At 58.7% G+C, this 13,584-nt stretch carries 9 protein-coding genes; 7 read left to right on the forward strand and 2 right to left on the reverse strand.

Annotation, left to right across the window (positions count from 1 at the left end):
- The first annotated feature begins 133 nt into the window (after positions 1–133).
- The 7 genes from AABO57_11465 (at position 134) to AABO57_11495 (ending at position 11,793) form a co-directional block, all read left to right on the forward strand.
- Complete coding sequence (locus AABO57_11465) at positions 134–3,847, forward strand: PD-(D/E)XK nuclease family protein (protein ID MEK6286350.1); 3,714 nt, start codon at positions 134–136, stop codon at positions 3,845–3,847.
- Complete coding sequence (locus tag AABO57_11470) at positions 3,844–8,067, forward strand: UvrD-helicase domain-containing protein (GenBank protein MEK6286351.1); 4,224 nt, start codon at positions 3,844–3,846, stop codon at positions 8,065–8,067. Before AABO57_11465 ends, AABO57_11470 begins: the two co-directional genes overlap by 4 nt.
- Before the next feature lie 81 nt (positions 8,068–8,148).
- Positions 8,149–8,721 (forward strand): Uma2 family endonuclease, encoded by a 573-nt coding sequence (locus AABO57_11475; protein ID MEK6286352.1) that lies wholly within the window; start codon positions 8,149–8,151, stop codon positions 8,719–8,721.
- Positions 8,722–8,828: 107 nt separating this feature from the next.
- Entirely contained in the window at positions 8,829–9,065 is a 237-nt protein-coding gene (locus tag AABO57_11480) for a hypothetical protein (protein MEK6286353.1), read from the forward strand.
- Positions 9,066–9,544: 479 nt separating this feature from the next.
- The gene (locus tag AABO57_11485) at positions 9,545–10,405 is read left to right on the forward strand and encodes a Ku protein (GenBank protein ID MEK6286354.1); all 861 of its coding nucleotides are present in this window, start codon (positions 9,545–9,547) and stop codon (positions 10,403–10,405) included.
- Positions 10,406–10,419: 14 nt separating this feature from the next.
- Positions 10,420–11,238, forward strand: coding sequence for a tetratricopeptide repeat protein (locus tag AABO57_11490; protein MEK6286355.1), 819 nt, complete (start codon positions 10,420–10,422; stop codon positions 11,236–11,238).
- Between the two features lie 69 nt (positions 11,239–11,307).
- Positions 11,308–11,793: a hypothetical protein gene (locus AABO57_11495; GenBank protein MEK6286356.1), complete on the forward strand. Its 486-nt coding sequence runs from the start codon at positions 11,308–11,310 to the stop codon at positions 11,791–11,793.
- 66 nt (positions 11,794–11,859) lie between these two features.
- Here the strand turns inward: AABO57_11495 and AABO57_11500 are convergent, their stop codons facing one another.
- A complete protein-coding gene (locus tag AABO57_11500; protein ID MEK6286357.1) occupies positions 11,860–12,903 on the reverse strand; it encodes a hypothetical protein in 1,044 nt (347 codons plus the stop codon).
- A gap of 23 nt (positions 12,904–12,926) precedes the next feature.
- Positions 12,927–13,553, reverse strand: coding sequence for a DUF6445 family protein (locus tag AABO57_11505; protein MEK6286358.1), 627 nt, complete (start codon positions 13,551–13,553; stop codon positions 12,927–12,929).
- Between the last annotated feature and the right edge of the window lie 31 nt (positions 13,554–13,584).

A 13,584-nucleotide genomic window follows, 5' to 3' on the forward strand; every position in this document is an offset into this window, starting at 1 on the left:
ATTGTAGATTTAAATTCGGGGGCCGCAACGGCAGTCAGCAAATTTGCAATTTTCATTTTTCAATTCTCATTTTTCAATTCTCAATTTTCAATTCCCGATTTTCAATTTCCGACTCCTTGCCTCTGGAGCTACGTTGTCCAAACAGATCTGGCTAGCCCCCATCCTCAGCAACAATCGTGAGCGGCTGCTCGAGCGCGCGTCGGACGTGCTGGCATCCGGGCCGACTGAAGGCCTGTTGTATCTGGCCGCTTCGCGCCCGTTGCTGGAGCTGGCCGCCGGTAGATTGCTCGACGGCGTTCGCGTTCGCGGCGTGTGGGGTTCGCTGCCGGTGCACCTGTTTCGAGGTTTCGCCAGGTTCGTGCTCGCGACCGCGATCGAAGACGAAACCGGCTTGCCGCTCGCTCCGCGAATTGCGATCGATCAAGAAGAACTTCCTCTAAAACGCAGCCTGCTCTCCCAGATCGTCAAGCGGTTGGCGCGTGAAGGAAGTCTCAAAGCCATCGCGCCGCTCGCGCATCGCGACGGCTGCATCAACACCATCGCCACTTTGATCGGCGAGATCCAGCGCGCGGCCAGAACTCCAGCCGAGTTCAACGCGATTATCGACGCGCGCGCCCGCGATCTCTACCAGATGAGCGGTGGAGCGAGCGATCCATCCGTCCCAACCGGGCAGACCATTCCGCTTCAGATCGATTTCGATCGGGACATCGGATTGATCTACTCGGCGTATGCGGCGGCGCTCGATGGCTACGGCCTGACTGAAGACGATGCCGATCAGTTGCGCGCGTTGGCAGTTTTGCGGGGAGAAGTCGACGGGAAAAGGGTGAGCGTGCCGTGGCTTTCGGATGTTCGGCTGCTGGTGCTTGATGGCTTCTTTGACTTCACTCCGGTTCAGGGCGAGATGCTCAGGCTGCTGGTTCCGCAGGTAGCCGAGGTGATAGTGAATCTAAATCGTGACGAGCGAAACGCCGATATCTTTCGCCCGTTCGAGCGAACGATTGATCAACTCGCATCCATTGCCGAGTTCGAAATACAGCAGAGCGCGGAAGCTCAGCCGGTTGCGGCCGGGCTGTCGTTGCTGAGCCGGCGATTGTTCAACTCAAGCGTGACCGAACCCACCATCGCCGATGAGCAAGCTGCGGCTGAAGCTTCCGAAGAGGTTTTCGAGAATTCACTCAGCATTAGTTTGCTCGACTGCGGCGACCGGCAGACTGAAATCCGCGCGATAGCGAAAGAGATCAAGCGGCTGGTGTTGCTTGAAGGCTATCGCCCCAGCGAGGTCGCGGTTGTGGTTCGCCAGCGCGCTTTATATGAGGACACGATCGACCGAGTCTTCGAAGAAGAACGAATCCCTTGCGCGCTCAGCCGCCGCATTGCGCTAACCGAAGTGCCGTCGGTGCGGGCGGCAGTGAAACTGTTCGAGCTGCTTATTGAACTCGCGCGCGAAGGCGGCGCCCCAAAGGCCGGCGAAATTGCCGATCTGGTGAAGTCCGGTTACTTCGGTTTATCCGAAACCGAGCTGGCCGGGTTGCGTGAGCGCTTCGCATGGGACGACGGTCGACAGTCGACGGTCGACGGTCGGGGCTGGGACGCGGACGAACTCGAGAACGCGATCGCCTACGTGGGCGGCGAGCTGCGCGTTGACCGGTGGGTGAAACGCGCTCGGCAATTGACCCATCAACCGGCCGACGAAAAGTTTTTGGCAAAGGAGCCCGACGACGAACCGGAGCTGGAGGATGAGAGCGTCGCCGCATCCGATGAACAACCTGCCGCAGTGAAGCGGCGCGTCGAGCGCGCGGAGCCCGTCGATGTCCCGCTACCGGGCTCGGAACGAAGAGCCAAACCGGCGAGTGAGCTTCATCCGGCGTTGATCGCGTGGTCGGCTCTGATCGTCGAGCGGTTTGCCCAGCTTCTGGGTGACGCGCGTCGCGAAGCCAGCCCTCGCGAGCTGCGCGATGCGATGATGCGGTTGCTCGAGCAGCTTCAATTTGCCGGCCAGGTGCGAGGTCCTCAGCACGCGAGTGTCTCGGACCCGGAGCTCCCGGCCTTGACGCTCGATCTGCGCGGACTCGAAGGACTGCGCCGTGCGTTTGCCGCCGCCACACGAAGCCTCGAGATGGCCGAACGCGTTGGCGCCGAAGCCGAGACTGAATCGACGATAAAGCTCGCGACACTTATCGAGGAAGCGATGCGATGCGTGCGGGCACAATCCCTGGTGACGCGCGGCCCCGATCCGGATGGCTTGAAGGTGCTTGAGGTGACCGATGTTCGCGGGCTTCGATTTCGTGCGGTGTTCATCGCCGGACTGGTCGAAGGCGGCTTTCCGCTGCGCGCCTCGCGCGACTGGCTTTACCCGCATGAAGAGCGCGAGCGATTGAAGCAGTACGGTCTGACGCTCGAGGACATCTCGCCCGACACGCTTCTCAAAGAGGAGCACTATTTCTACCAGGCTGCCTGCCGCGCAACCGAACGGCTCTATCTGTCGCGCCCGCTGGTGCTGGAAGATGGCTCGGAGACGGTGCTGTCTTACTACGTTCAAGAGCTTAGCCGCGCGGTCGCGCCGGCTGTAATCAGGAAGGAAATTGTGCGAACTGATTTCGACGGGCGCACTTTGTTCGAGTCGTCCCGGAGTTCCGAGCTGGCCGTGTCGCTGGTGCGGCAGGAAGAGAGGAGGAGGTATCAAGCGCAAAGAGACGGCAACTTTCCCAAAGACGTCATCGAGCCGCTGATCGAAATGGCTTCCGATCGGAAATACTTGAGCGAATCGGCGCGGAACCGAATCGCCATCGAACGCGAGCGAGGCAGCCGCCGGTTCGGAGAGTTCGACGGGGTGATCAGCAGCCGCAGGTTGATTGAGAGACTTGCGGAGCAGTACGGCGCCGATCACGTATTCAGCGCGAGCGAGCTCAGCTTGTACGGTAAGTGCCCGTTCAAGTTTTTCGCCGAGAAGGTGCTGAGGCTGGAGCCGCGCGGTGAAGCGGCGCTCGACCTGACGGCGCTGGATGCGGGAAGCCTTTTGCACGAAGCACTCAGGCGGTTCTTCGAGCGTCATCGAAACCAACGGCTCACGGAGCTTGATCGCGCGGAACTGCGTCGCGAACTTGGCGAAGTGGCCGACGAGGTATTTGACGAACACCAGCGCGCCGTTCCTCCTCTCAATCCAAAGGTGTGGAGCATCGACCGCGACATAAGAAAGCTGTTGCTCGAACAGGTGCTGGATTATGAGCTGACGGTTCAGGGGCAGACTCGATCCGAAGATGTGCGGCCGGCTTACTTCGAGCTTGCGTTCGGTATGCAGGGCGGCGCGGTCGATCCGAGTTCGACCGATCGGCGGCTGGAGCTTAAGCGAGGTTCGGGCGATGGAATTGAAACCGTTCACGCGCGCGGTCAGATCGACAGAGTCGATGTCGCGCGCGACGGGACCGCTATCGCGTACGACTACAAGCTGTCCAGAGGCGCCGGGCTCGACGACATGCAAGAGGGTCGAGCATTGCAGCTTCACCTTTATCTTGCAGCGCTTGAACAACTACTTTTGCCTGAGAGCGCGATCGGCGGCGGCGGGTACTACACGATGAGGGGCGGCCACACCCGGCGCAACCAGGGTTTGTATCGGGCCGTGAAGCATGCCTATACCGCCGTGGGAAAGAGGACGTCTTCGACGTTGTCGGACTCAGAGTGGAACAGGGTTCGCGCTGAGATGGAAGCGCGCGTGTGGGAATTCATCGACGGCATGCGAAGGGGCGACTTTCAAGTTGCGCCGTCGGCTCCCGAGGCTACGTGCCCGCACTGTGATTTTTCGGCGGTCTGCCGCTACGAGAAGTTTCGGATTCAAAGAAAGGACCGATGACCAGAACGACCGACGACCGGCGACCGACCAGAACGACCGACGACCGGAGACCGGAGACCGGCGACGCGCACGGTACGACCGACGACCGACGACCGGAGACCGGCGATCTGGGAGTCGGTCAATCCGTCGCCGGTCGTCCCCCGTCATCCGTCACCGGTCGTCCCCCGTCATCCGTCACCGGTCGTCCCCCGTCATCCGTCGCCGGTCGTCCCCCGTCATCCGTCGCCGGTCGTCCGTCATCGGTCTCCCGTCGGTCCCCGTCATCCGTCACCGGTCGTCCGTCGTCTTTTCGCGAGCTGAAGCCGGAGCAGCAGCAGGCGGCCTACACGCTTGACCGCCACGTCTCGGTGACCGCCGGTCCCGGCGCAGGCAAGACCACCGTGCTTGTCGAGCGCTACCTCCACATTCTTCGCACGCGCGACATCAGCGTAGATCAAATCGTCGCCATCACCTTCACCAACCGCGCTGCAAACGAGATGCGTGAGCGGCTCAGAAGAGAGCTGGATGAGATATTGTTGTCGGCGACTCCGATTGAACGCGCAAAGTGGATGCGTCACAAGCGGACGCTCGACAGCGCGATCATCACGACGATCCACGGCTTTTGCGCGCGCCTTTTGCGAGAGTTCCCGGTCGAGGCCGACATCGATCCCCAATTCGTCCTGATGGACGCGCATCAGTCGGTGATGCTCGAAGAAGCGGTCGCTGAAGAATCGCTCACCGAGTTCATCAGCGCGGATCATCAAGCGGTCACGCAACTCGCCGCAGGCGTTGGCCGCGCGCGGCTCGCACGAGGGCTGATCGGCATTTATCGCACGATGCGAAACCAGGGGTTGACGCTCGAAAAGCTAAAGGAGGAGACCGAGAAGAGCCACAAGACAGTTGAGGACTACAAACGCGCGTTGGTCGAGTTGACAGCGCAGATGAACGAGTTCATCCAGGCTCGCGGGCTCTCGGCTGGGGCCGAAGAGAAACGTAAGGAGGCCGAGCGACGTTGGCCTCTGCTTCGGGAGTTCCTCTGCGCGGTTTCCGCGTCGACCTCACCTGCGGAGTTCTCCGAGGCGATTCAAGAATTCCGCGGCGCGGCCCGGCCAAAGGCACAGGGCAAAATTAATGAGATGGTCAAAGCGCTCGATGAGCTGATCTGGGAGGACAATCTCCGCGGGCGAGTTCCGCAGGTTTTCTTTGACCTCCTCGCCAGGACGTACGCGCACGAGTTGATCAACGCAATCGCGCAGATCGAGCGGCGGCTCAACGAAGAAAAGCGGCGCAGGTCGGCGCTCGATTTTGATGATCTGCAGTTGCGAGCGCTCAGTCTGATCGAAGAGCATCCCGAAGTTTTGCGCAGGACGCCGGGGCGATACCGCTTCTTTTTGGTGGACGAGTTTCAGGACACCAACGGCTTGCAGCGCGAGTTGCTGGCGCGGCTCGCGTTTGGTGGCGCGGACTTCAGTCAGCGCGAATCAAATGACAGGCAGCGGGAGGAGAGCAGACTGAAGTCTGCGCCACGTGCGAATCTGTTTATCGTCGGCGACCGCAAACAATCGATCTACGGTTTCCGCGGCGCGGACGTGGACGTATTCCGCGAGATGACCGCGCTAATAGAAGCCCGGAACGGTGTGCCGGTGCCGCTCAACCGAAACTTCCGAAGCCAGGCCCCGCTGATTCGTTTCTTCAATCTCCTGTTCGAGCACGTGTTCCAGTGCGACCCGCGCATCGCCGCCGATGAACTGAACGAGCTTGGGTACGTAGCGCACGAAGCAAGCGTCGTCGCTCGCGAAGATGCGGACGCGACGCCTGTCGTCGAGCTGCTCGTGGATTTGAGGGCGCCCGGCAAATCGGAAAACGAATCGTCGCGGGAAAAGCCTCGCGAGCGCGATGCCGAGCAGTTGGCGGAGCGGATTATTTCACTTGTGGGGATGGAATCGATCAGTGCGCCCGGCGGGTCAAGTGGTGAAGCCGGGGCTCAGCGCAAGATTGAATACCGTGACATCGCGCTGCTGTTTCGAGCGATGACCGAAGTTCACCTCTATGAATCGGCGCTTCGCCGCGCGGGCATTCCGTATGTGACCGTCGAAGGAAAGGGCTTCTACGCGCGTGAGGAGATCACCGACTTTGTACAGCTACTGCGCTTCGTCGATAACAAGACCGACGAGGTTGCGCTGGCGGCGGTGCTGCGTTCGCCAATTTGCGGTCTGTCGGATGATGTCCTGTTGGCGCTTCGATCCGCGCCGGCGCGAGCTGGAGTCGAAGAACTCGGGCCCGTGCAGAGACGCGGCGGCGTTCGGCCGTTGCTTCATGCGCTTCGCAACCACGAGCCGATCGACCTCATCGAGACGTCCGAGCGGCCGGCGCTCGACCGTGCAAGAGAGTTATTGGAGGAGTTGATCGGGCGCGCGAAGCGATCGCGGCTGTCTGAGCTTTTGAGATTTGCGGTCGATGCTTCAGAGTACCGGACCGTCGCCGCCGCAAACTTCGACGGCGGGCAGCGGCTCGCGAACATCGAGAAGATGTTCACGCTCGCTGAGCGCTTCGAACGTTCGGGCGCTTATCTGATCCGCGACTTCGTGCGCTTCGTCCGGGAGTTCGAGGAAGCCGGCGGGCGCGAGAGTGAAGGACAGATAGACGACTCAGCCGACGCGGTTCGATTGATGTCGATTCATCAGTCGAAGGGGCTTGAGTTTCCGGTGGTGATTATTCCCGATCTTCATCGACTTCCGGATAACCGGCGCGAGTGGTGGGCACTTGACCGGCATCGCGGGCTGACGTTGAAGATCCCAGACGGGCGAGGAAGGCTGGTTGTGGGCGCCGCATTCGTTGCTTTCGCCGAACGGGCGAAGCGTCGCGAGGAATTCGAAGGCATGCGATTGCTGTACGTCGCGGCCACTCGCGCGCAAGACCGGCTGATACTCTCGGGCGCGGCGAAAGACCTCGCCGGCTTGCGCAGTTCGTGGCTTGCATCGGTCTGCAAAGCGATCGGAATCGCGACGGAGATCGAGAGCGGAGTTCTTAAACCCAGCGACGAAGTCGAGGTGAAGCTCACTGTGAATCTGCGTGACGCTTCGGTTGAGACGTCAAATAAGCTGGGCGAAGCTTGCGCTGCGGTCCAACCGGAAAAGGATTTGACCCCGCCCGACGGCGCTCGTTTTCGGCTTCTCGACCCGATCGAGCCGCAGCGCGGAAGCGGGCTTCATCGCTTCAGCGTTACGCAGCTTCTGAACTATCAACGCTGTCCGCGGCAGTATTACTTCGATCGGCTGCTTCACGCGCCGAGCGAGGAAGAGATCGCGGTATGGAACGACGCCGAAGCTCCCGAGCCTCCCGCGAATCTTACAGCGACGCTCCGAGGCGCGGTGATCCATCGCTTCTGCGAACAGTTCAACGAAGGCGATGATCTTCACGATAGCTTGAGCAGCAGCTTTGAAGTTGTGCTCAGGCAGAGAGCGGCGGAGCTTGGTGACCGGGTGTTCGAGATCGATTCCGATAAAGCGATTCACGATCTGCTGCCGCTCGCGCGGAAGTATGTTGGAAGCAAAGTGCGTGAGCGAATCGAATCAGCGCGGGCGGTTCCGAATCACGCATCACGCATCACGCATCACTCACCCGGCGTCTTCAGCGAGCAGCGGTTTCGACTACGGCGCCCGCTCGGAATTTTGACCGGCACCATAGACAAGCTCCTGGTTCGCCCTTCAGAAGGCGGCGGCTTGGGCGTCGAAATAATCGACTTCAAGACAAATCGGTTTCGCGGGAGGAAGGCTGATGCGGTTGGCGTCCAACGGAATCCCGTCGACGGCACACAGCAGGCTCCCGGGAACGAACCCCGAACGAATGACTCGGGCCAGCTTTCGTTCGCATTCTTGGAGCGCGCGTCTGGCGCTTCGTCGGATCGAGATCTTCTGGTGCAGGCTGAAGTACAAGCCGCAGCCGCTGACTATCAATTGCAGATGCAAGCCTACGCTTTGGCCGCGCACGAGTTGATACCCGAAGCCGCAAATGTGCGAGTAACGCTCCACTTCCTCGATCCCGATATTGAAGTGAGCTTGCCCGATGAACTGGTCCGGCGCGATGCGTGTGCGAAGGCGATTGACGAAGCGATGCTGAGCATTGTTTCTTCGTCTTCGCCCGCGAGTTTCCCAGTTCGCCCCGCCGAACATTGCCTGATGTGCAACTTCCGCGAGATGTGCGCGCCTGGGCAAAGATGGCTATCGGAGGTGAGACTCTGAAAATTCGATTGCGGCTGCCAGCGAGCCGAGTTACGTGATATATTCGTTTCAACAATCGGTAATGGACAGGAGCTAGAAATCATGGCATCCACACTGCGCTTCACCTCTTCCGATCTTGAGAAGTTTCCCGATGACGGCAAGCGATACGAGATCATTGATGGAGAATTGTACGTGTCTAGACAACCACACTACTATCATCAACTCGTGTGCTCCAATGTTGTAGCCTTGTTGAAGACCTGGAATAAGAGTTCCGGGCTTGGTCAGGTTAACCTTGCGCCGGGGGTAATATTTGCTGAGGACGACGACGTCGCTCCGGACGTGGTATGGACCAGCAACGCCCGCTTGGCTACGATACTTTCACCCGACGGCAAGCTCCACGCCGCGCCTGAGTTGGTTGTCGAGGTTCTCTCACCTGGAACAGCGAATGAACAGCGTGATCGTTATGCGAAGCTCAAGCTCTATTCGCGGCGCGGCGTCCGCGAGTACTGGATAATTGACTGGCGCACTCGGCAAACAGAGATCTATCGTCGCGAACAGGCTGAACTGAGAATGGTGGGCACGCTCTTCGAGGGGGACACACTAGACACGCCGCTCCTGCCGGGCTTCACGTGTAGCGTTTCAGAACTCTTTGAGGATATACCTTCAGGAGCGTAACGCGCTTTGCGTCTTAGACAAGGCAAGCCTGAAAAGCAAAATACCTGGTAGCGAGTTGATCGGTTGGAGTAGAATCAGGGACGTCCTTCGGGCGAGGAGAGAAGCGAATGAGTAGCACAACAATACCCCAGAAAACACACCTCGGCTGGGTGGTTGACGTCCCGGACGAGATCGCTCAGGCGCTCGGCGTTGCCGAGGGTTCGATCGCTCTCCTTCACGCAAACGAAGGTCGCCTCGAAGTCGAGATCCTGCCACCACCTTCCGCGGAGCTGGTAAACTCCGTTCGCAGAATTAACGAAAAGTACAAGGACGCCTTTGAGGAGATGAAACGTCTTGGCGACTGACGAGATCAAGTATCTCTCGCACGCCGAGGCGGTCCTTCTTCACATTTTGCTGATGCGTGATTGGAGCGAGACACGTTACGGCGTGTTTGATCGAGCCGCTACTCGAATCGACTCTAGCGCGGCCCGAGCAGTCTGCCACTTATGAACGTGCGGATTTGGTTCGACAGGCGGCGACTCTTTGCCTCGGTCTGATCAAGAATCATCCATGGGTCGGCGGAAACAAACGGACGGCAACTGCGCTTGTCGACGAGTTTCTGTTCCGAAATGGCATTGAGGTCAAGGCCTCACTAATGGACCCCTCCTGGAGTTAGTGGTTGCGGTTGAAGCGGGTCGCTGGGAAGTGGACGAGATCGAATCGTGGCTGCGGCAGCACGTCGCTCCTTTCCCGTAGATAACCGCTCATATTCGAAGCCACATTTCTTGACGCTCATCGCTCATCTCATTGTATAATCCAACCCAAGCCCCGGAGGAGATATGAAATGCGCTCAATTTGGAAAGGTCACATCAGGTTTCTGTTAGTCGCCATCCCCGTTCGCGTCTACAACGCGATCGAAACGTCGGAACAAATCCACCTGAACCAGTTGCACAAAGAGGACTACGGTCCTATTGCTTATGACAAGCGGTGCAAGAAGTGCGGCAAGACCGTCTCGAAGGATGACATCGTCAAGGGCTACCAGTACACGAAGGACCAGTATGCGATCATCGAACCCGACGACCTCGGCAAGATCAAGCTGAAGACTACGAAGGTCATTGACATAGTAGGCTTCGTCGACCGGTCCGAGATTCCGCCGATGCTTTACGATTCACCCTACTTCGCCGGTCCCGACGGCGAGGTCGGCGCCAAGACCTACGCGCTCCTGCGAGAAGTGTTGAAAGATACGGGCAAGGTTGGCCTCGGCAAAGTAGTCCTGCGCGATCGCGAAGATTTCGTAGCTATCGCACCTCAGGGTGAAGGGCTGGTACTTTACAAGCTGCGATATCCGAAGGAAGTGAGAAAGATGAGCGAGGTCCCTCAGCTTGAAAACCCGGAGATCGACAAAAACGAGTTGAGGCTCGCGCACACACTGGTCGACCAGATGGTGACTTCGATCGGGGAGATCGAAATGCGAGACCGCTACAGCGAAGCTCTCAAGGAAGTAATCGAAGCCAAGATCGAAGGTAAAGAAGTCGCCGGCTTCGTCGAGGAAGAGCAGCCCACGGTCGACATAATGACCGCCCTCAAAGAGAGCATCAAACAAGCCCAGCGCAAGCCGATGGTGAAGGCCACCGGCAAAGCCAAGAAGCAGGAAGAAGCGGAGGAAGCAAAGCCGAAGAAGGCTCGCAAGAGCAAGGCTTCATAGGCCGAGTTTCTCAGATGTCCAAGAAGGATTCCAAGATTCTCCGGTTCCCCGCCCCGGCGCCGTCGAAAGCAGATTACCAAAGGGTCAAGTCGACCTACACCGTTGCCGAGATCAAACAATTGTTTGGTCTCAGCGAACGTGTGATTCGCCGCTGGACCGAAGGGGGCGTCGTCAGTGCGACGTTGTCTTCAGAGAGCGGCGAACCGCTTTATGACTTCAGCGCGCTGACTCAGTTTCGACGCGTGCGCGAGCTGCGCGGGCAGGGCCTGACTCTCAAGCAGGTCGAGGCCGAGCTGCAGGGTCAGATGAACCTGTTCAAACCGGTTCGGGCCGAGATCGCGCATCTGCTCAGCCCGTTTGAGGAGGCGCTTCTGCTGCATGAGCGCGGCGACGCAAAGGCCGCGGAGTTATATCGAGAAGCGATCGCAGAGGGAGACAACTTAGCCGACTCCTACTGCAACCTTGGCATCATCGAGCTCGAACAGGGCAAGATGCCAAAGGCGCTCGACTGCTTCACGCTCGCTTTGAAGAACGAACCGCGCCACGTCGAGGCCCACTACAACCTGGCCAATCTTTACTTCGATGCCGGCGATTTGCAGCTTGCGAAGCTGCACTATGAGACGGCGGCGGAACTCGAGCCTTCTTTTTCGCCGCTTCACTACAATCTTGCGTTGGTCTATTACAAGGTGGACGATTTGGACGGCGCATGCGCCGCTCTGCACAGATACAAGGAACTGGCTCGCGAAGACAATGAGATGTCCGCCATTGATGAGCTTCTGAAATGGCTGGAACAGGCGCGCGAGATCGAGAATAAACGGCGTGGTTTGCCGTAAGCTCATCACGAAGCCGGCCTCAGTATCATAAGAGACACATGACCTTCAAGAACTGAGCGAGGTGAGACGATGCCGCGAAAATTCACGTCGCGCAAATCCTGGCGCGAGAAGCTCGAAAGGCAAGATCACTCAAAGATCATCGAGATCCCAGCCGCCATGTCCACGAGGCTAGGGATGGGCACAATGCTGATCCCGAAGCCGAGGGATGTCGATGCGCTCATCCGGAAAACGAAAAAAGGGAAGCTCGTCACCGCGTCCGAGATTCGATCGAGGCTTGCGCGCGACAACAAAGCCGACGTCGCCTGCCCGGTGACAACCGGCATATTCATTCGGATCGCCGCCGAAGCCGCCGAAGAAGATCGGCAGAACGGAAGAAAGCAGGTGACGCCCTATTGGCGGGTGATCAGAGACGACGGCCGCTTGTACGAAAAGTTTCCCGGTGGAGTGAAGGCGCAATCGCAGCGCCTGAAAGACGAGGGACACTCGATCGCGCCAGGCAAAGGCAAGCGGCCGCCGAGGGTGAAGGATTTTGAGAAGTCGCTTGCCCGGCTCTAACGCGAGCCGGCTACTTTCGGTTGCTCCTGTGACCGCAGGCCACGGCGGCGCGAGTTGGTGATCCCACTACTGCCTCTTGCGCGCCCAATGCTCCAGCCACGGCTTCAGTTTCGGGAAGCTCAGCCTCTCGCCTCGCCACGCATAATCGCGTAAGCCATCGATTGCCGTCCACGTGGGGTGATAGCGGTGGTGGATGTCATCTGCATTCACATTACCCCAACTGCCGTCCAGGTTCTGATGCGATAGAAGGTACTCGGTGCCGTGTCTTATGAGCAGATGGCCGTCAGTTAGCCCGAAAGCTTTCAACGTGTCCAGGAACTCGCCAACCATCTCCGGGTCGTCCAATGCGACGGCCTCTTGGAGATTTTCCTTGAGGAAATCGAACTCATGAGGCAGCCAGCGTGGCGAGAGCTTGAAGCGGCCATAATCATTCAGCGTATAGACGACGTGAGTGACCGCGTAGACTGAAGAGTGGAAGTCGTCCGCGGTTGTGTCCTTGAGCCCAGAGTACGGGCGCATTTCGGGCAGCCACCTGATTGCGTCTGCGTATTTTGTGCCAAGCATCACGCCTGAGCGCTGGTTCCGATAACCTCTGTAGATCGCCTCCATCCAGGTCTCATACCGGCTTTGCATTCGCAATCGACTCTTGCACCCTTGACAGGTCCTGCGCCCGCGTGAGTTTTTGAGTCCGCAGCGGCATCGTTTTGGGAGATCCTTCGGCGGGCGTTCGAGCGCGGGGTCGAAGCCCAGGAAATCCTGAACGGTGAAGCTTTTCGCGGCTTGGCGAATTCGCTTTTTGAGCTCGCCATCGCGCACGCCGAGTTTGTCCGCCGAAACAGTGGCATCGATAAAGTCAGTTATGGTTTTGGGGTCAGCGCCCGAAGGTAGTTTAGGATTCTCTCGACGCCACCGCCTGGCGCGCTCGCGGCCCATCTCACGCGCCATCTTTCGCAAGCTGGAATCGCGCGATGTTGATGCGATCAGGCTGAAGCAACATAGGTAATCGAATCCGTAGACTGCAAAGTTCTTGGGATCGCAAGCTGTCCGGTAGATGAACCCGATACCGCGTGTTATGGCTTGCTCACGCTTTTCTATCTCGGAACGTCGCACTGTGTGCCCTTTGGATCCGGGCTCTATATCAAGGGAAACTGAAAGCCCTGATAGATCCTTCCATTCGACGGGTTGCTGCCGAAATGCCGGGTAGCAGAATGTAGCATCTTGCCGGGGAACATCACCGCTCGATTATAAATGTTACCGATGCGATCGACTTCTCTCCAGCGATATGGCTTCGCACAATCGCGTTGTATGAGCGCGTCCAGAGTCTTAACGGAGATACCTAAGCGCTCGGCGTCTTTTTCAGTCGGGCCGGCAATCAGGCCTGTCTCGCGGTGCTGCCACAGCGAAGTACCTGCATCGTAAGGAGCATCGGGTGTCATATAAATGATAACAACGAACCAGCTCGCGGGATGATCATAGTGGATCCTAACGGGCTCCGCCCGGGTTCCCTTAGAGAATGCACTGTAGAAGGCACCGTTAAAAGGGTCGGAGATCTGGTCCCATTTGCTGATGCAAATTCTGAACTGCTTTTCTAAGAGCGCTCTAACTCCTTTCGGGTGGTACGACTGAGTCGCCCACATACCGAGCTCCTTATGCTCGACGAACGGCGTCTCCAGGGCGCTCCGACGGACCCGGCCGGGGTTAGGATAAAAATCGTCGACTACGTGAATCAATCGCCTTGTCATCGCGACCTCAAGTCTCATCGCCCGCGTTCTCCGCGCCCGCAGTAAAAGG

It is taken from the genome of Acidobacteriota bacterium, assembly GCA_038040445.1.
GTDB lineage: Bacteria > Acidobacteriota > Blastocatellia > UBA7656 > UBA7656 > Onstottus_A > Onstottus_A frigus.